This is a genomic window from Alteriqipengyuania triglochinis, from assembly GCF_054655655.1.
The window spans coordinates 695,555-712,998 of sequence record NZ_BAAHNC010000001.1; the positions used below are offsets into that span (position 1 = coordinate 695,555).

Here is a 17,444-nt window from a genome sequence, read left to right on the forward strand (position 1 = left end):
TCGACAAGCTCAGGACGAGCGGGGACCTTCAAGGGAAGCTGGCATATGCGCATCGTCTTCATGGGAACCCCCGATTTCGCGGTGCCGACGCTCGAGGCGCTGGTCCACGCCGCGCACGACGTGGTGTGCGTCTACACCCAGCCGCCCCGCAAGGCCGGGCGCGGCAAGAAGCTCCAGCCCACGCCGGTGCACGCGGCGGCGGAGCGGCTGGGGATCGAGGTCCGCCATCCTCCCGCGCTGAAACCGCAGGAAGAGAAGGACGCCTTCGCCGCGCTGGAAGCCGATGTCGCCGTGGTCGCGGCCTATGGCCTGATCCTCCCACAGGCCGTGCTCGACGCGCCGGCGCACGGCTGCCTGAACGTCCATGCCAGCATCCTGCCCCGCTGGCGCGGTGCCGCACCGATCCAGCGCGCGATCCTCGCGGGCGATACGGGCACCGGCGTCACCATCATGCAGATGGAGGCCGGGCTCGACACCGGGCCGATGCTGGCGACCGTGCGCACGCCGATCGAGCGCAAGACCGCGGGCGAGCTGACCGACGAACTGGCGCAGAAAGGCGCGCAGCTGATGGTCGGCACGCTGCGCGATCTGGCGATCCATATCGCGGTAGCTCAGGACGACGGCGAGGCGACTCATGCGCCCAAGATCGACAAGGCCGAAGCGCGGATCGACTGGACACAGACTGCCGAGCAGGTCGAACGGCAGGTGCGCGCCTTCACGCCGTGGCCGGGCGCGTTCTTCGAGCATGAGGGAGACCGGGTGAAAGTGCTCGCGGCACAGGTGGCTGATGGTGGCGGAGCGCCCGGCACCGTGCTCGACGAGGCGCTGACCGTCGCGTGCCGAACCGGCGTGGTTCGCCTCACCCGCGTGCAGCGGGCGGGCAAGCCGGCGATGGACACTTCCGATTTCCAGCGCGGGCGTGCGATTGCGGAAGGGTCGGTGCTGTCATGAATGCGCTGCCCCCCTCTCCCCGTAAGGGACAAGGATACGAAGGCTTGGCCGCGCAGCGGTCTAGCCACAGTTGGAGAGGGGCCCGCGACCCCGCGAATGTGCGCATGCCCCTCCCCCAACCCCCTCCCCGCGCGGGGAGGGGGCTTTGAAGCGCTACGCCCTCACCCTCGAATTCGATGGCACGCCCTTTTTCGGGCTTCAGCGGCAGAAGGACGGGCCGAGCGTGCAGCAGGCGGTCGAAGAGGCCGTTCACGGCGTGACCGGCGAACAGGTGACGCTGCACAGCGCGGGCCGCACCGATACCGGGGTCCACGCGCTCGCCATGCGCAGCCATTTCGATGTCGACAGCAAGCTTGCGCCCTTCCGCATGGGCGAGGCGATCAACGCGCATCTGCGCCCTGCCCCGGTCGCGGTGACGAAATGCGAAGAGGTGCCCGAAGACTGGCACGCGCGGTTCAGCTGCATCGGGCGGCGATACCTCTACCGGATCGCCAACCGCCGCGCCCCGCTGACACTGGAGAAGGACCGCGCCTGGCTGCTCTCGCCCGATTGCGATGCCGAGGCGATGCATCGCGCGGCGCAAAGCCTCGTCGGGCATCACGACTTTACCACCTTCCGCTCGGTCCATTGCCAGGCGGCCAGTCCGATCAAGACGCTCGACCGGCTGGATGTCAGCAGGCACGGCGAGGAAATTCGCATCCACGTGGCCGCGCGCAGCTTCCTCCACCATCAGGTCCGTTCGATGGTCGGGTGCCTCGCACTGGTCGGCATGGGGCGCTGGAACGAAGCGCGCATCGCGCAGGTTCTGGAAGCGAAGGACCGGCAGGAGCTGGGTCTCAATGCCCCATCGCACGGGCTCTATTTCGTCGAGGCGATCTATCCGGACGACGACGCGTCGACCAGCTAAGTTGCAAAGCGAAACTGCACTGCTACGTCCTGTGCCAACGAATTCAGAACACCAAGGAGAGCTACTTATGGCCACGACCGGCAAGCAGATATTCACGACGCTGGAAAGCGACGGCACCCTGACCGTTGAACTCGCCGAAAGCCAGTTTCACGAGCCCAAGGGCAACCAGGTGCTGGTCAAGATGGAAGCCGCGCCGATCAACCCGAGCGACCTTGCGCTTCTGTTCGGCCAGGCGGATCTCGAAAACGCGGACTATTCGGACGGCAAGATCGTCGCCAAAATGCCCGAGCCCTACGCCTCGGGCGCCAAGGGCCGCCATGGCCAGCGCCTGCCCGTGGGCAATGAAGGCGCGGGCGAAGTGGTCGCCACCGGCGATTCTGACGCGGCCAAGGCGCTGATGGGCAAGCGCGTCGCCTGCGTGCCTGGCACCGCCTTCAGCGAATATGCGATCGCCGATGCCGGCATGTGCATCCCGCTGGGCGATGTCTCGTCGAAGGACGGGGCGAGCGCCTTCGTCAACCCGATGACCGCGCTGGGCTTCGTCGAAACCGCCAAGATGGAAGGCTTCGGCGCGATCCTGCACACCGCCGCGGCCTCCAACCTCGGTCAGATGCTTGTGCGCATCTGCCAGGAAGACGACATGCCGCTGGTCAACATCGTCCGCCGCAAGGAGCAGGTCCACCTGCTGCAGGAGATGGGGGCCGAGCATATCGTCAACTCGTCCGACGACGATTTCATGAAGCAGCTGCGCGAGAGCATCGACGCGACCGATGCTTTCATCGGCTTCGATCCGATCGGCGGCGGCAAGGCGGTCGACACCGCCTTCAAGGCGATGGAGCAGGTCGCGGTCTCCAAGATGACCGAATACAGCCGCTACGGTTCGAACCAGCAGAAGCGGATGTACATCTACGGCCGGCTGGACCTCGGCCCGACCGTGCTGACCCCGTCCTACGGCTTCGGCTGGACGCTGTCGGGCTGGCTGCTGTTCCCCTTCCTGCAGAGCGCGGGCAAGGAAACGGTCGCCCGCATGCGCAAGCGCGTGCTCGACAACCTGACCACCACGTTCAAGAGCGACTATGCCGAGACGGTAACGCTCGAAGGCATGCTCAAGCGCGACGCGGCGCTCCAGTACGCCAAGATGCGGACGGGCGAGAAGTATCTGGTGACGCCCAACACCTAGTCGGGATCGCCGTCACCCCTGCGCAGGCAGGGGTGACGGACAGTTTTCAACGCTCGTCGAAATGCCGCTGGGCCTCGCCCGGGTCCGTAATCCCGTTGGCGAGCAGCAGGGCGAGCAAAACCCGCGCCTTGGGCACGCCGAGCGCGCGGGCGGCGACGAAGCCGTTGGCGTCGTCCTCGGGTTCGCGATCGACCAGACCCTCATCGGTCCGGCTTGCACGCACCACCAGCGCCCCCTTGCGGGCATGCTGCATCAGCACCCGGCGTACCGGATCGGGCATGTTGCCCTCCCCCAGCCCAGAGACGACGATCCCCGGCGGCCCCTCATTCTCCGAATCGCCCGCCAGCTGGCGCGACGCCGCCCCTGCGCTCATCCCGGCATAGACCGCCAGGATCGGCACTTCGGGCAGCGGCAGAAAGGACAGACGGGGAACATCGTCCACCCGCCACGGCGCGCCGAACCAGTCGAGCCGCGAAGGCGTCACGATGGCGACCGATTCGCGCGGGAAGCCGCGAAATGCCTCGGTCGCGCGGGTCTGCGCCTTGCGCACATCGCGCGCCGAATGAACCCGGTCGCCCATCACCACCAGTACCCCGCGCCCGGCGGCATCCGGATCGCCCGCGACCCGCACCGCATTGGCGAAATTGCGCATCCCGTCGTATCCGACCGCATCGGCGGGCCGCATCGCACCGACCAGCACCACCGGCTTGGTGCTGGGCAGCGTCAGGTCGAGCAGGAAGCCGGTTTCCTCCGCCGTGTCGGTTCCGTGGGTAACGATGATCGCGTCGACACCGTCGTCGCGCATCGCCAGATCGATCTCCGCATGGAGGCGCGACCAGATCGAGGCGTCGATATCTTCCGACCCAATATTGGCGATCTGTCGCCCGGTGAACTCGGCCGCGACACCCAGCCCGCTGGCCTGGTCCAGATAGGTCTCGATCCCGATCTGCCCGGGGCGGTAATCGGCGCGCATGGCATCGCCGGCCTGGCCTGCAATAGTACCACCTGTGGCGAGAACGAGGATGCGGGGAAGCGTCATGAAAGCCGCCCTAACCTGCCCGCACATGCTTTCAATCGAATTTCTGGCAATTGATTTTCACGTTTATGCCGCTAGATAGCGCCCTCCCGAATGTGATCGGGCGATTAGCTCAGTTGGTAGAGCGCTTCGTTTACACCGAAGATGTCGGCAGTTCGAGCCTGTCATCGCCCACCATTCCTCCGATTCCATGCTTGTCGCCGCGATGCCGACGCGTCAGTACGGCCCGCGATGAGCCGCTTCGACATCGCGATTGCCGGATGCGGTCCGGCGGGCCTCGCCGCCGCATTGCTTCTGCACCGGCAGGGGCACGCGGTCACGCTGTTCGAACGCTTCGACCAGCCGCGCCCGATCGGATCGGGCCTGATGATCCAGCCGAGCGGACTCGCCGTGCTCGATGCACTCGGGCTTGCGCCGGAGATTTTCGCCCACGGCGCGCCGATCCGCGCGCTCCACGGGCTCAACCATCAGGGCGATCTCGCGCTCGACGCGCGCTACGAAAATCTGGGCGTGGCCGGGGCGTGCGGGATCGGCATCCACCGGGGCAGCCTGTTCGCGATCCTGTTTCATGCCGCGATGGCCGAAGGAATCGCCATCGAAACCGGTTTTCCCGTCGCCGCATCCGACCTCGCGAGCCCCGGTCGAACGCTGACCTGCGATGACGGCCGCACGACGCGCGGCTTCGATCTGGTGGTCGATGCGCTGGGCACCTCTTCTCCCCTCGCCCCGCCCTGCGGCGAATGGCTTCGTTTCGGTGCGCTCTGGGCCACGCTCGACTGGCCGGAGGATGCACCGTTCGATGCAAGCCTGCTCGAACAGCGCTACACCCACGCAGCCCAGATGGCCGGCGTGTTGCCGACCGGTATGCGGGTCGGAGGCGAGCGGCGGGAACTGTCGTTCTTCTGGTCGCTGAGGGCGGCGGATTATGGAAGCTGGCGGCGTGCGGGGCTGGATGCCTGGAAGCGCCAAGTATGCGCGCTGTGGCCCGATTGCGACCGGCTGCTCGAACAGATCGCCGACCCGGACCAGCTCACCTTCGCGCGCTACGCGCATCGCCGCGTGCCCGAGCCGGTGGGCGAGCGACTGATCCACATCGGCGATTCGTGGCACTCCGCCAGCCCGCAACTAGGCCAGGGCGCGAACATGGCGTTGCTCGATGCCTTTGCACTGGCGCGCGGTCTTGCCAGCGATGGCAGCCTGACGGAGCGCCTCGCGCTGACGAAACGCCTGCGTTCGCGCCACGTGAAGCTCTACCAGGCGCTGACCTGGGCCGCGACGCCGCTCTACCAGTCCGACAATCGCTGGCACGCCGCGGTCCGCGATCTGCTGCTGACACCGCTGGGCCGCGTACCGCCGGGCCCGGGCATCCAGGCGCGGCTCGTCGCCGGGCTGGTCGGCAATCCGCTTGCGCCGCTGGGTCTCGCCGCGCCCGATTACGCGCAGCTCATAACGGCCGCCTAGCGTTCGACCGGCCGCAGCCGGAAGACCGCCGTGTCGCGCGGAGCCAGCTCGCGCGTCAGCGGAGTGCGCGTGTCGCCCGCATCCTCCCCCGACCACGCATCGGTCAGCGCGTAAGTCCGCCCGGCGAACTCCGCGCGGCGCCCGAAGGTATCGTCCTTCAGTTCCACCGCCGCCCATTCGATCTCCACGCGCTGCGGCTCGCCACTGCGGTTGAGCATGGCAATCGCCCATTCGCCCTCGGCGAGCGGCTTCGCCCAGATTTCCCACTCCGGGGTCGCGATCCACTTCATCGCGCCATGGCCGAGCCGGTCCCGATCGATCGCGATAATGCGCGGATTGGAGAGGATGGCGGTGATCTGCGGCGTCATGCCCGGCACATCGGTACCGATGACGAGCGGCGCGGCGAGCATCGCCCACATCGCGAAGTGGGACCGGTTTTCCGCCAGCGTGGGCAGGTTGCCGACCTCCATCATGTCCGGGTCGTTCCACCCGTCGGGCCCGCCGAATTCACGCAGCTTCTCCTGCTGGTCGAGGATCGGCAGGATGCCGGAACTCGCCCAGCCCCCGTGCCCGACGGTGCAGTCCCAGCAATTGATGATGTCCCCGGTGGTGCGCCAAAGGTGGCCGTACTGCCCCGCCCACAGCCACGGCTTGTTCTCGCCCCACTCGCACACCGACAGGATCATCTCGCGGCCCGATGCGGCGATCGCGGCGCTCATCGTGCGATAGGCCTCGCGCGGGTTGCGCTGTTCCTCGCCCTTGCCGGTATTGCACCAGTCGTACTTGATATAGTCGACACCCCATGCGGCGTAGCGGCGCGCGTCCTTGAACTCATGGCCCTGGCTGCCCGGACGCCCCGCGCAGGTCTGCGTCCCCGCATCGCTGTAGATCCCGAACTTCAGACCGCGTGCGTGCAAGTAATCGCCCAGCGCCTTCATCCCCGACGGGAAACGCTCAGGATCGGGCTGGATATTGCCGTCGGCATCGCGTTCGCCATGCCAGCAATCATCGACGTTGACCGAAACGTAGCCCGCATCGCGCAGGCCCGAGGAGACCAGCGCATCGGCGGTCTGCCGGATCAGGCTTTCGTCGATATCGCAGCCGTAATGATTCCAGCTGTTCCACCCCATCGGCGGGGTGAGCGCGAGCCCCTCGATCTTCTGGGCCGAGGCGGGATTGGCCACAAGCCCCGCACAGGCCGCGGTCAAAACCGCAATCAGGCGCACACTGTTGCGCCCATTCACCCTCGCCATTCCCATCGATTCCCTCCCCCTCGAACTGGTCGCAGGGGTTCGAGCAGCTAATCTCGCCGGCGGCAATCCTTGCGTTGTGTATGGTCGCGCACGTTATGGCACTTCGGGGGTTTCGGCGACTTCCTCGATCGCGGCGCGCGCCTGCTCGCTCGACCAGTCGAAATCGCCGGTCACCCGCCACACCTCCTGCCCCTGACGATCGTAGAGCACGGTCGTCGGCAGGGTGGCGGCCCCCATCGCCTCGCCCAGCGCGAGCTGCGGGTCGATCCATTGCGGCAGGTTTTCGAGGCCATTGTCGGCGAAGAACGCCGCAACATTGGCCGGATCGCCCATGTCCTGACTGATCGTCACCACGTTCAGCTCGCCCTCGTAGTCGGCGGCCAGATCGTCGAGCAGCGGCATTTCCTTGACGCACGGTGCGCACCACGTCGCCCACAGGTTCACCAGCACCGGGCGGCCCTGCAATGCGCCGAGGTTGAGCACGCCGTCTTCGGTGTTCACGAGATTGGCAGCGGGCATCAGATCGCCTGCGCGGCTCCGGTCGATCTCGCCCGCCTTCGCAGCCTCACCGGTGCTGGCGGCGCTCCCGCTCTCTTGCGGGGCCTCGTCGGTCTCCCTATCGCACCCGCCAAGCAAGAGCAGCACGGCGAGCGCAGGCAGAATGGCAGATCGAAACATGGACACCTCGGACGACAAGCGCGGCAACGCGATGTGGGGCGGCCGCTTCGCCGACGGGCCTAGTGCCATCATGCGCGAAATCAATGCCTCGATCCCCTTCGACAAGGCGCTCTGGCGGCAGGATATCGCGGGAAGCCGCGCGCATGTGAGCATGCTGGCGGCGCAGGGCATCCTCTCCGCCGGAGATGCGCAGACAATCGATGACGGCCTCCAGCAGGTCGCCGCCGAGTACGAGCGCGACGGCGTGCCCGAGGACTGGGACCTCGAAGACATCCACATGACGGTCGAGTCGCGCCTGACCGAGCTGGTCGGCCCGGTCGCCGGTCGCCTGCACACCGCGCGCAGCCGCAACGATCAGGTGGCAACCGATTTCAAGCTGTGGACGCGCGAAGCGATCGACGAGATCGACGGCGGGCTCGCCGCAGTGCAGGCCGCGCTCGTCACCCGGGCGGACCAGCACGCGGGCGACATCATGCCCGGCTTTACCCACCTGCAGGCGGCACAGCCGGTCACGCTCGGCCATCACCTGATGGCCTATTACGAAATGCTGCGGCGCGACCGGATGCGGTTTGCGTCGGCGAAAGAGCGCCTCGATGAATCGCCGCTGGGCGCTGCCGCGCTGGCGGGCACCGGGTTCGACCTCGACCGCGAGGCGACCGCGAAGGCACTCGGCTTCGCGCGGCCCACCGCCAACAGTCTCGACACGGTATCGGATCGCGACTTCGCGCTCGACTACCTGCACGCAGCCAACCTTGCGAGCATCCACCTGTCGCGCCTCGCCGAAGAGATCATCATCTGGGCCAGCCAGCCCTTCGGCTTCATCCGCCTGCCCGACAGCCTCTCCACCGGCAGCTCGATCATGCCGCAGAAGAAGAACCCCGATGCGGCTGAGCTGGTGCGCGGGCACGCGGGGCGGATCATCGGCGCCGCGACCGCGCTTTCGATCACGATGAAGGGCCTGCCGCTCGCCTATGCGAAAGACATGCAGGACGACAAACCGCCGGTGTTCGAGGCGCACGGCCTGCTGGTCCTCTCACTCGCCAGCATGGAAGGCATGATCGCGGGCGCGGAGTTCAACACCGACCGTATGCTCGCGCTGGCAGGCAGCGGCCACGCCACCGCGACCGACCTCGCCGACTGGCTGGTGCGCGAGGCGAATGTGCCCTTCCGCGAGGCGCACCACATCACCGGCGCTGCGGTGGCGCGCGCCGACGCGAAAGGCTGCGCGCTGGCGGATCTTACGCAGGAAGACCTCGCCGCAATCGACGCGCGCGTGACTCCGCAAGCACTCACGCACCTGACGCTCGAAGGCTCCGTCGCCTCGCGCCGCAGCTATGGCGGAACCGCACCGGATCGGGTACGCGAACAGGTGAAAGCCGCGCGCACGGCGCTCGGCCTCGACAGCTGATGCGAGAAACCATGCGCACACGCCTGATCCCGATCGGTCTCCTCCTGCCGCTGGCGCTGGGCGCGTGCGGGCAGCGTGCCGAGCTGACGCCGCCGCCGGGCGAGGCCCTGCCGCCCGCCCCCTATGGCAGCGAGGTCAAACCGACCGCCGAGGAACTGCTCGAGCCCGATGTGATCGCCGTGCCCGAACGCGATACCGAGCTGCGCACCCGCTCCGAAGAGCGCGAAGACGATCCTTTCGACCTGCCCCCCGAATAAGCGCGGATAGCCATGGACCATTTCACCACCATCGACGGCATCATGCATGCCGAGAACGTCCCGTTGCCCGCAATTGCCGAAACGGTGGGCACGCCGGTCTACGTCTATTCACAGGCAACGCTGGAGCGGCACGCGCGCGTCTTCAAGGAAGGGCTTTCAGCGCTCGAGAATCCGCTGATCCTGTTCGCCGTGAAGGCCAACCCCAACCTCGCGGTGCTGCGCGTGCTGCAGCGCGAAGGCTTCGGCGCGGATGTCGTCTCGGGCGGCGAACTGCGCCGCGCGCTGGCGGCAGGCATGGCGGCCGACAAGATCGTGTTCTCGGGCGTCGGCAAGACCCGCGCCGAGCTGGAGCTGGGCCTCGACACCGGGATCGCCCAGTTCAACATCGAATCGCGCGAGGAAGGCCGCGAGCTGGCCGAGCTGGCGAGCGCGCGGGGGGAGAAGGCGCGCTGCGCGCTGCGGATCAATCCCGATGTCGACGCGGGCACGCACGAGAAGATCAGCACCGGCAAGGCGGACAACAAGTTCGGCGTGCCGCTGCACCGCGCAGGCGACGCCTTTGCCGAACTCGCGGCGCTCCCCGGCCTCGCGCTGGAAGGGCTCGCCATCCACATCGGCAGCCAGCTGGCCGATCTCGCCCCGCTCGAAGCCGCGTTCGAGAAGATCGGTACGCTGCTGGCGGACCTGCGCGCGAGCGGCCAGAAGATCACCCGCGTCGATTTGGGCGGCGGGATCGGCGTGCCCTACAAGGCAGGCGAGACCTTCCCCAGCCCCGCCGAATACGGCGCGATGGTCGCGCGCGTGACCCGCGACTGGGGCGTGCAGCTGGTGTTCGAACCGGGCCGCGTGATCGCGGGCAATGCGGGCGTGCTGCTGACCCGCGTGGTGCGCGTGAAAAGCGGGCTTTCGGCCCCCTTCGTGATCGTCGATGCCGCGATGAACGACCTTGCGCGCCCTGCCCTGTACGGCGCGTGGCACGATTTCGAGGCGGTCGCCGCAACCGATGAGCGGATGACCGCCAATATCGTCGGCCCGATCTGCGAGACGGGCGATACCTTCGCCACCAATCGCGACAGCCCCGCGCTGAAGGCGGGCGACCTTGCGGTGTTCCGCACCGCCGGGGCCTACGGCGCTACCATGGCCTCGTCCTACAACTCCCGCGGCTTCGTCGCCGAAGTGCTGGTCAGCGGCGATCGCTACGACACGGTGGCGGATCGGATCGATGCCGGCGCGATCATGGATGCCGAGCGGGTCCCCGAATGGCTGGACTGACGCCCGCGCCGCTCGCTTCGCTGCCGCTGTTCCACAAGGTCGCGGGCAGCCGGATCGTGGTGGTGGGCGATGGAGCGATGGCCGAGGCGAAAACGCGGCTCGTGGAACGCGCGGGCGCAATCCCCGTGGGCGAGCCGGAGGCGCATCACGCCGCGCTTGCCTTCGTCGCGCTGGAAGATGCGGACGAGGCTGCGGCGGTGCGCCAGCGCCTCAAGGCCCGGGGCCTGCTGGTCAATGTCGCGGACAAGCCCGCTCTGTGCGACTTCACCACGCCAAGCATTCTCGATCGCGACCCGCTGCTTATTGCGATCGGCACCGGCGGGGCTTCGGCAGGGCTTGCCAAGCATGTTCGCCTGCGTCTCGAAGCGATCCTGCCGCAGCGACTGGGCGAACTGGCGCGGGCACTGGCACAGGGCCGCGCCACGCTGCGCGCGAAACTGCCCGACGGCGATGCCCGCCGCCGCGCGGTGGACACGGCGCTTCGTTCGGGCGGCGCGCTCGATCCGCTGGACGACACCTCGCTCGACCGGGTCGAGGCCTGGCTGGCCGATCCCGCCGCCGATGCACCGGCGCGGGTGGAAGCCATCACGCTGGCCAGCGACGATCCCGAGGACCTGACCCTGCGGCAGGCGCGCTGGCTGGGCGAAGCCGATGCGATCTTCCATTCGGCGGACGTGCCTGCCGCGATCCTCTCGCGGGCCCGGGCCGATGCCACCCGCCACCCGCTGGACAACGCGCCCGATACGGCTGACGAGGGTTTCGCACTCATCATCCGGCGCGGCTGAACGTGCCAGGCCGGTTCGTCATCTCGGGATGCTCGGGTGGCGGCAAATCGACCTTGCTCGCCGAATTGGCACGGCGGGGGTTCGTCACCATTGCCGAGCCGGGCCTGCGGGTCGTCGAGGAACAGCGCAATTGCGGCGGCAGAGCCCTGCCCTGGGTGGATCTGGCGGCGTTTGCGCGCCGGGCGCTGGAACTGGCGAAGAGCGATCTTGCGCGGGCCAGCAAGGTCGATGGCCCGGTCTTCTTCGACCGCGGGATCGTCGATGCCGCCGCGCTCGCCCATCTCGGCGAAGGCGAACTCGCCTCCCTTGCCGAGGGACAGGACGGCTACAGCCGCATCGCCTTCATCGCACCCCCGTGGCCCGCGATCTATTGCAGAGACGAGGATCGGCAGCACGGCTTCGAGGAGGCCGTGGCCGAGTACGAGCGGCTGGTGCCTGCCTATCGCGCCCTCGCCTTCGAGGCGGTCGAACTGCCACGCGAAACCGTCGGCACACGGGCCGACTTCGTCATCCGACACATCGGCGCAGGCTAGATTCCGGCACAATCGCAGCTGCCCGCCGCATCGAAGTAGCGCGCCATCGCCTCGACCGCCTTGTCGCTCAGGGCGACGAACGCCCGCCGCCGGTCGACCATGTCCTCCTCGCGCAGCAGCAGGCCCTGCTCGGTCATCTGCGCGATCCAGCGCAGCGCGGTGGTGGGCGGGACGCCGCTGGCGATGCATAGCGAGGTGACCGAAACGCGGCGCCCCTCGGCCCGTGCGGCAGTCAGATCGAGCAGAATGTCCCACGCAGGATCTGCGAACAGGCCATCCGCAAAGAACCGGCTGCGCATCTGCCGCTTGCGGATCGCCGCCCGGACCACTCGCGGATCGGGCAGACCCGGCTTGCCGGCGCCGCCCTGGCCCGGCTTGTGCTCGCGCAGCGTACCGCCGCCCGCTGCGCCGGTCCCGAAGGCGAAGGCGGCCCCTCCATCGCGCGGCGTATCGTCGCCCATCAGGCCGTCGAGGCGCTCGGCCAGCGTCGTCACCCGCTCCACCAGTCGTATCACCGCCACGCGATCCTCATCCGACAGCTCCCGCACCCGCGCGCCCACCAGACCGGCGAGCGCTTCGCCGAAGGCGACCAGTCGCTCGGCCCGGCCCGGCTCGACCAGCATTACCGGGTCGCCCGCAGCGGCCGCGACCATAACCGGCTCAAGCGCGCCGATGGTGGTCGAGACGATCAGCCGCGCACCCGATCGTGCAACCCGCTCCACCAGCCGATCCAGCGTCGCGAGGCCCGCGGCGTCGGCGACCGGCGCATCGACGAACACGATGTCGCCCAGCGATCGCGCAGCCTCCGCGTCCAGGCCGTCCGCCCGCGCGACCTGCGCCAGCCGGAACCCGGCGAGTTCGGCATCGGCCTGAACCGTCTCGCGCACATGCGCGCGGTCGGCGAACAGCGAGATAGCGACCGGCAGCCCTGCCGCGTCGCGGGGCGCACCCGCAGGCGCATCGTAGCTGACATCGGCATCCGGGCGAGCGACAGGCCGCGACTCGGCTTCGAGCATTTTCATTCCCCTTATGTTCCCCTCTTCTTTTGAGAACAAACGGAGAATGTGTCAATTGCCTCCAGATCGGAGCGAAAGGCGCGCACGCCGCGGGGCCCTGCCCCGGACGGCGCGCCTCGCAAGGCTAGTCCTCGAAAGGATCGCGCACCAGGATCGTGTCCTCGCGCTCCGGACTGGTCGAGACCAGCGCCACCGGGCACTCGATCAGCTCCTGGATACGGCTGATATACTTGATCGCATTGGCGGGCAGGTCGGCCCAGCTGCGCGCGCCGGCGGTGCTTTCGCTCCAGCCTTCCATCTCTTCGTAGATCGGCTCGCAGCGCGCCTGGCTGGCCGCATGGCTCGGCAGGTAGTCGTAGATCTTCCCGTCGAGACGATAGCCGGTGCAGATCTTCACCTTGTCCATCCCGTCGAGCACGTCGATCTTGGTCAGCGCGATGCCGGTGACGCCCGAAATCGCGCAGGTCTGGCGCACCAGCACCGCGTCGAACCAGCCGACGCGCCGCTTGCGCCCGGTGACCACGCCGAACTCGTGCCCACGCTCGCCCAGCCCCTGGCCGATCTCGTCTTCCAGCTCGGTCGGGAAAGGCCCGCTACCCACGCGCGTGGTGTAGGCCTTGGTGATGCCGAGCACGAAGCCGGTCGCATTGGGGCCCAGGCCCGAACCGCTCGCCGCGGTACCGCTGACCGTGTTGGAGCTGGTGACGAAGGGATAGGTGCCGTGATCGACATCGAGCAGCACGCCCTGCGCGCCTTCGAACAGCACGCGCGCGCCCGCCTTGCGTACCTTCTTCAGCCGCTTCCACACCGGCTGCGCGAATTGCAGCACGAAGGGCGCGATTTCCTTCAGGTCCGCGACCAGCTGTTCGCGGTCGATCGGCGCTTCGTCGAAGCCCGCGCGCAGCGCGTCATGATGCGCGCACAGCCGATCGAGCTGCGGCTCAAGCTCGTCGAGATGGGCGAGGTCGCACACGCGGATCGCGCGGCGGCCGACCTTGTCTTCGTAGGCCGGGCCGATCCCGCGCCCGGTGGTGCCGATTTTGCCCTGCCCCGCCGCAGTCTCGCGCAAGCCATCGAGGTCGCGATGGAGCGGCAGGATCAACGGGCAGTTGTCCGCCACGGCGAAATTGTCCGCCGTGATCGTCACGCCCTGCCCTTCGAGCTTCTCGATCTCGGACTTCAGCGCCCACGGGTCGAGCACCACGCCATTGCCGATCAGCGACAGCGTGCCGGTGACGATGCCCGAAGGCACCAGCGAAATCTTGTAGGTCGTGCCATCGACCACCAGCGTGTGGCCCGCATTGTGTCCGCCCTGGAAACGCACGACGGCATCGGCGCGGCTCGCCAGCCAGTCGACGATCTTGCCCTTGCCTTCGTCGCCCCACTGGGCACCGATTACGGTCACATTTGCCAAAATAGCACTCCTTCAAAGCTTCGCACGTGCCACCCGAAAGGCGAGTCTGCCAGGCGGGCCTGACACACCTGACACAGTGTCCAAGAGAGAAAATCCCCGGGCCCGAAATCGCCGGACGCACAAGCGCCGCCCTATGGCATGGGCAGGCAGCGTAGGAAACGCCTTATCGTGAGCGGATGGGACATTTTGGCGGGCTTGTTGGTTAGGAAATCAAAAGGAGATTTCATGAGCAAAGACTACCCCACCCTCACCCTCAACGACGATCGCCAGATTCCCCAGCTCGGCTTCGGCACTTGGCAGATCGAGGAAGAAAACGCGGCAGAAGCGGTCTCCACCGCGCTCGAAACCGGCTACTGGCTGATCGACACGGCGGCGATCTACAAGAACGAGAAAGGTGTCGGCCAAGGCATCGGCGAGTGGTCCGACATCTTCCTCCAGACCAAGATCTGGAACGAGAGCCAGGGCTACGACCGTACGCTGAAGGCGGCGGACAAGTGCCTTGAACGGCTCGGCCGCGACCATGTCGACATGCTGCTGATTCACTGGCCGCAGCCCGAGCGGGGCCTGTTCGTCGACACGTGGAAAGCGCTGATCGAGCTGCGCGACCAAGGCAAGGCCAAGTCCATCGGCGTGTCCAACTTCCGTGAGGAAGACCTCAAGCGGATCGTCGACGAGACGGGCGTGGTGCCCGCGCTCAACCAGATCGAACTGCACCCCAGCTTCCAGCAGCGTCCCATGCGCAAGGTGCATGAGGACATGGGCATAGTCACCCAGAGCTGGTCGCCGCTGGGCCAGGGCAACGGGATGGACAACGACACGGTCAAAGCGATCGCGGACGAGACCGGCAAGTCCGCCAGTGCCGTGATCATCCGCTGGCATATCCAGCATGGCCTTTCCGTGCTGCCGCGCTCGACCAATCCCGATCACATTCGCGACAATTACAGCGCACTGTCGTTCGAACTGAGCGACGACCAGATGGCGAAGATCGACGCGCTCGACAGCGAAGACGGCCGAATGGGGCCCGAACCGGGCAAGTTCAACGACTAAGTGCTTGACCGCATTATAACACCATAGCACATAGACGGCCTTCGCACAGGAGGCCGCCCATGTCGTTTCTGCTTGCTGTCACGTTATTCGCCCAGACCGCCGGATCGGCCCCGCCCCCGCAGGATCTCGTCGATATCGTCGATACGGCGGCGCAGGAGCGCGGCGATCCCATCCCGGTTCTGGTGCTCGGCACATCGCACCTTTCTTCGCTCCCGGATGATTTTCCCGCCGAACGCTTCGATCCGCTGCTCGATGTGCTGGCGCAGTGGGCACCCGAAGCAATCGCGGTGGAAGGCATCGTCGGCATGCAATGCGACGATCTGCGGGCCTACGGGTCGGACAATGCCGATACCTATTGCCCCGATCCTGCGCCCGCGCGCGCCGCGCTGGGCCTTACCGGGCCGGCCGCGATGATCGAAGCGACAAAGCTGCTCGCCCGCCCCGCTGACGAACGGAGCGTGGTCGAGCGGCGTCGGCTGGTCGGCCTGTTCCTCGCCGTCGGAGAGCCCGAATCCGCGCTGGTGCAGTGGCTCCGCCTGCCCGAAGCCGAACGGACGGCGGGCGAGGACCTGCCTGCGGGACTCGTCTCCTATCTCGAGAAGTACGACACGCACCAGAACGAGAACGTCATCATCGGCGCACGCCTGGCCGCGCGTCTGGGACTTGACCGGGTGTACCGGGTGGACGACCAGATGAGCGACAGCGTGCCAATCGACCCGGAAGCCTACGGCGCGGAAATCAGCGAAATCTGGGACAATGCACCGACACAGCGTCGCATCGCAGAGTACACTGATTGGGACGCTGAGCTGTTCGACGGGTCGCTATCGATCCTCGAATGGTACCGGCGGTACAATTCGCCCCCCTCGCTCGCGCTGGCCATGCAAGGCGATTTCGGTGCGGCCGCCGGGGCACGCACACCCACCAACGCCGGCCAGACGTACCTTGCCTATTGGGAAACGCGCAATCTGCGGATGGTCGCCAATATCCGGCAGGTGATCGGCACGGACACGCGCACGCTCGCGATCGTGGGCGTGTCGCATAAGCCCTACTACGATCGCTACCTCGGCATGATGAGCAATATCGAGCTGGCCGATACGCTGGAAATGCTGGCCGAGGACTAGAGCGGCTTCGCCTCGCCGCCCTCCAGCCGGTGCGTGCAGCCCAGCGCGCGCGGGTCTTCCTCCCCGGACAGCGCGGCGAGCGTGCGCCAGCCTTCGCTCCGCAGGCTTTGCGCCGTATCGCGATCATGGCCGAGCGGCAGGTAAAGCATGTCTCGCGCAGGGCCTTCGTCCAGCAGTGACAGCGCCTGTCCGAGATAGATCGAGAAGCCCGTCGCAGGCTCGTCTGTCCCGCGGATCAGGTAGGTGCCACCCCGGCCCAGCGCGCCGCGCGCATTATTGGCGTAGAGCGTGAAGCCGAACCAGCTCTGGTATTCGAAGCCATGGCGCTCGGTCGGGTCGAGCGTGATGCGCGCGCGGTCGCCAACGGCCTGCGCAATCTCCTCCAGCCCCGCGATCCGGCTGGCGAGCGCGCCGCCCGCATCGACCGCGCGCAGGCGGTCGAGCGCGTCGGGGAACGGTCCCGCCGCGTGGATCAGCGGTAAGAAGGCTTCGCCCCCGACCGCCTTCAGGCCCCCCGCATCCTTGGTGTCGAGCTCGCGCCGGACGGCCTCGGCCTGATCCTCGGACACGGGAAAGGCGCTGTTGGCGAGGGTTGTAACGAGGTCGGGCAGTGTGAAATCGACCGAGAGCGGGCCGACACCAACCGATTCCAACGCATGGATCGCGGTCAGCACCACTTCTGTCGCCGCGGCGACGCTGTCCGCCCCGATCAGCTCTGCCCCGACCTGCAGGCGCTGGCGCACCGGATCGAGCTGGTCGGCGGCGATCCGCGCGATCTCGCCGGCGTAGCACAGGCGTAGAGGACGCGGCCGGTCGGCCAGCGCAGTCGCCGCGATGCGCCCGATCTGCGGCGTGATGTCGCTGCGCAGAGCAAGCGTGCGCAGGCTCGCCGGGTCGACGAAGCGGAACATCGCGCGGGTCTGCAACCCGTCCATCCGGCTGCCGAGAGACTTCTCGAACTCGATCAGCGGCGGGCTGACCCGGTCGTAACCATGCGCATCCATCGCATCGAGCGCGGCGCGCATCGCACGGGTCAGCAGCGCAGACTGCGGCGGCAGATTGTCGGCAAGCCCTTCGGGCAGAAGATCGTCGGTAGAAGTCACAAAAATTCCGTTCGTCCTGAGC

The 17,444-nt window shown here is 67.5% G+C and carries 17 protein-coding genes and 1 tRNA gene; 12 read left to right on the plus strand and 6 right to left on the minus strand.

Translation table 11 applies throughout. The annotated features are described in order from the left end of the window. Window positions 1-45: 45 nt before the first annotated feature. From fmt to ACYQ0L_RS03545, 3 genes are all read left to right on the plus strand, one after another. Window positions 46-951 (plus strand): methionyl-tRNA formyltransferase, encoded by a 906-nt coding sequence (fmt, locus tag ACYQ0L_RS03535; protein ID WP_459787539.1) that lies wholly within the window; start codon window positions 46-48, stop codon window positions 949-951. A 145-nt stretch (window positions 952-1,096) separates the two neighbouring features. Beyond that, window positions 1,097-1,858, plus strand: a complete 762-nt coding sequence (gene truA / locus ACYQ0L_RS03540) for a tRNA pseudouridine(38-40) synthase TruA (protein WP_459787540.1) — start codon at window positions 1,097-1,099, stop codon at window positions 1,856-1,858. A gap of 67 nt (window positions 1,859-1,925) precedes the next feature. After that, entirely contained in the window at window positions 1,926-3,038 is a 1,113-nt protein-coding gene (locus ACYQ0L_RS03545; protein WP_459787541.1) for a zinc-binding dehydrogenase, read from the plus strand. Window positions 3,039-3,084: 46 nt separating this feature from the next. Here ACYQ0L_RS03545 and ACYQ0L_RS03550 read toward each other — a convergent pair whose 3' ends face one another. Continuing rightward, window positions 3,085-4,077, minus strand: a complete 993-nt coding sequence (locus tag ACYQ0L_RS03550) for an asparaginase (protein ID WP_459787542.1) — start codon at window positions 4,075-4,077, stop codon at window positions 3,085-3,087. A 98-nt stretch (window positions 4,078-4,175) separates the two neighbouring features. On the opposite strand from ACYQ0L_RS03550, the gene ACYQ0L_RS03555 reads away from it, so the two are divergent. Continuing rightward, a tRNA-Val gene (locus ACYQ0L_RS03555) sits at window positions 4,176-4,251 on the plus strand. 54 nt (window positions 4,252-4,305) lie between these two features. Further along, on the plus strand, window positions 4,306-5,535 hold the full coding sequence (locus ACYQ0L_RS03560) for an FAD-dependent oxidoreductase (protein ID WP_459787543.1): 1,230 nt from the start codon (window positions 4,306-4,308) through the stop codon (window positions 5,533-5,535). On the opposite strand, the gene ACYQ0L_RS03565 is transcribed toward ACYQ0L_RS03560, so the two are convergent. Next, window positions 5,532-6,788 carry a glycoside hydrolase family 27 protein gene (locus ACYQ0L_RS03565; protein ID WP_459787544.1) on the minus strand — a complete coding sequence of 419 codons (1,257 nt, stop codon included), beginning with the start codon at window positions 6,786-6,788 and terminating at the stop codon, window positions 5,532-5,534. The genes ACYQ0L_RS03560 and ACYQ0L_RS03565 overlap by 4 nt on opposite strands. Before the next feature lie 93 nt (window positions 6,789-6,881). Further along, window positions 6,882-7,466, minus strand: coding sequence for a TlpA family protein disulfide reductase (locus tag ACYQ0L_RS03570; RefSeq protein ID WP_459787545.1), 585 nt, complete (start codon window positions 7,464-7,466; stop codon window positions 6,882-6,884). On the opposite strand from ACYQ0L_RS03570, the gene argH reads away from it, so the two are divergent. Genes argH through ACYQ0L_RS03595 form a run of 5 tightly spaced genes read left to right on the plus strand, consistent with a single transcriptional unit; the run spans window position 7,465 to window position 11,721 of the window. Further along, entirely contained in the window at window positions 7,465-8,874 is a 1,410-nt protein-coding gene (argH, locus tag ACYQ0L_RS03575; RefSeq protein ID WP_459788032.1) for an argininosuccinate lyase, read from the plus strand. The genes ACYQ0L_RS03570 and argH overlap by 2 nt on opposite strands. Before the next feature lie 11 nt (window positions 8,875-8,885). After that, entirely contained in the window at window positions 8,886-9,131 is a 246-nt protein-coding gene (locus ACYQ0L_RS03580) for a hypothetical protein (protein WP_459787546.1), read from the plus strand. A gap of 12 nt (window positions 9,132-9,143) precedes the next feature. After that, window positions 9,144-10,403 carry a diaminopimelate decarboxylase gene (lysA, locus tag ACYQ0L_RS03585; RefSeq protein WP_459787547.1) on the plus strand — a complete coding sequence of 420 codons (1,260 nt, stop codon included), beginning with the start codon at window positions 9,144-9,146 and terminating at the stop codon, window positions 10,401-10,403. Then, window positions 10,391-11,188 (plus strand): precorrin-2 dehydrogenase/sirohydrochlorin ferrochelatase family protein, encoded by a 798-nt coding sequence (locus ACYQ0L_RS03590; RefSeq protein ID WP_459787548.1) that lies wholly within the window; start codon window positions 10,391-10,393, stop codon window positions 11,186-11,188. The genes lysA and ACYQ0L_RS03590 overlap by 13 nt, the downstream gene beginning before the upstream one ends. 2 nt (window positions 11,189-11,190) lie before the next feature. After that, the gene (locus ACYQ0L_RS03595) at window positions 11,191-11,721 is read left to right on the plus strand and encodes an AAA family ATPase (protein WP_459787549.1); all 531 of its coding nucleotides are present in this window, start codon (window positions 11,191-11,193) and stop codon (window positions 11,719-11,721) included. Here ACYQ0L_RS03595 and ACYQ0L_RS03600 read toward each other — a convergent pair. Together ACYQ0L_RS03600 and ACYQ0L_RS03605 are read right to left on the minus strand one after the other, a co-directional pair. Further along, the gene (locus ACYQ0L_RS03600) at window positions 11,718-12,737 is read right to left on the minus strand and encodes a MarR family transcriptional regulator (protein ID WP_459787550.1); all 1,020 of its coding nucleotides are present in this window, start codon (window positions 12,735-12,737) and stop codon (window positions 11,718-11,720) included. The two genes, ACYQ0L_RS03595 and ACYQ0L_RS03600, sit on opposite strands and share 4 nt — an antisense overlap. A gap of 124 nt (window positions 12,738-12,861) precedes the next feature. Continuing rightward, window positions 12,862-14,151: an adenylosuccinate synthase gene (locus ACYQ0L_RS03605; RefSeq protein ID WP_459787551.1), complete on the minus strand. Its 1,290-nt coding sequence runs from the start codon at window positions 14,149-14,151 to the stop codon at window positions 12,862-12,864. A 225-nt stretch (window positions 14,152-14,376) separates the two neighbouring features. Here ACYQ0L_RS03605 and ACYQ0L_RS03610 point away from each other — a divergent pair, with 225 nt between their 5' ends. Further along, window positions 14,377-15,198, plus strand: a complete 822-nt coding sequence (locus ACYQ0L_RS03610) for an aldo/keto reductase (protein ID WP_459787552.1) — start codon at window positions 14,377-14,379, stop codon at window positions 15,196-15,198. A gap of 59 nt (window positions 15,199-15,257) precedes the next feature. After that, complete coding sequence (locus ACYQ0L_RS03615) at window positions 15,258-16,319, plus strand: DUF5694 domain-containing protein (protein ID WP_459787553.1); 1,062 nt, start codon at window positions 15,258-15,260, stop codon at window positions 16,317-16,319. Here the strand turns inward: ACYQ0L_RS03615 and ACYQ0L_RS03620 are convergent. Then, on the minus strand, window positions 16,316-17,422 hold the full coding sequence (locus tag ACYQ0L_RS03620) for an ATP phosphoribosyltransferase regulatory subunit (RefSeq protein ID WP_459787554.1): 1,107 nt from the start codon (window positions 17,420-17,422) through the stop codon (window positions 16,316-16,318). The two genes, ACYQ0L_RS03615 and ACYQ0L_RS03620, sit on opposite strands and share 4 nt — an antisense overlap. Window positions 17,423-17,444 lie beyond the last annotated feature (22 nt).

Coding starts and splice junctions, on each gene's coding strand:
- fmt (WP_459787539.1), top strand. CDS start 46: ATGCGCATCGTCTTCATGGGAACCCCCGATTTCGCGGTGCCGACGCTC.
- ACYQ0L_RS03545 (WP_459787541.1), top strand. CDS start 1,926: ATGGCCACGACCGGCAAGCAGATATTCACGACGCTGGAAAGCGACGGC.
- ACYQ0L_RS03550 (WP_459787542.1), bottom strand. CDS start 4,077: ATGACGCTTCCCCGCATCCTCGTTCTCGCCACAGGTGGTACTATTGCA.
- ACYQ0L_RS03560 (WP_459787543.1), top strand. CDS start 4,306: ATGAGCCGCTTCGACATCGCGATTGCCGGATGCGGTCCGGCGGGCCTC.
- ACYQ0L_RS03565 (WP_459787544.1), bottom strand. CDS start 6,788: ATGGCGAGGGTGAATGGGCGCAACAGTGTGCGCCTGATTGCGGTTTTG.
- argH (WP_459788032.1), top strand. CDS start 7,465: ATGGACACCTCGGACGACAAGCGCGGCAACGCGATGTGGGGCGGCCGC.
- ACYQ0L_RS03570 (WP_459787545.1), bottom strand. CDS start 7,466: ATGTTTCGATCTGCCATTCTGCCTGCGCTCGCCGTGCTGCTCTTGCTT.
- ACYQ0L_RS03580 (WP_459787546.1), top strand. CDS start 8,886: ATGCGCACACGCCTGATCCCGATCGGTCTCCTCCTGCCGCTGGCGCTG.
- lysA (WP_459787547.1), top strand. CDS start 9,144: ATGGACCATTTCACCACCATCGACGGCATCATGCATGCCGAGAACGTC.
- ACYQ0L_RS03590 (WP_459787548.1), top strand. CDS start 10,391: ATGGCTGGACTGACGCCCGCGCCGCTCGCTTCGCTGCCGCTGTTCCAC.
- ACYQ0L_RS03600 (WP_459787550.1), bottom strand. CDS start 12,737: ATGCTCGAAGCCGAGTCGCGGCCTGTCGCTCGCCCGGATGCCGATGTC.
- ACYQ0L_RS03610 (WP_459787552.1), top strand. CDS start 14,377: ATGAGCAAAGACTACCCCACCCTCACCCTCAACGACGATCGCCAGATT.
- ACYQ0L_RS03615 (WP_459787553.1), top strand. CDS start 15,258: ATGTCGTTTCTGCTTGCTGTCACGTTATTCGCCCAGACCGCCGGATCG.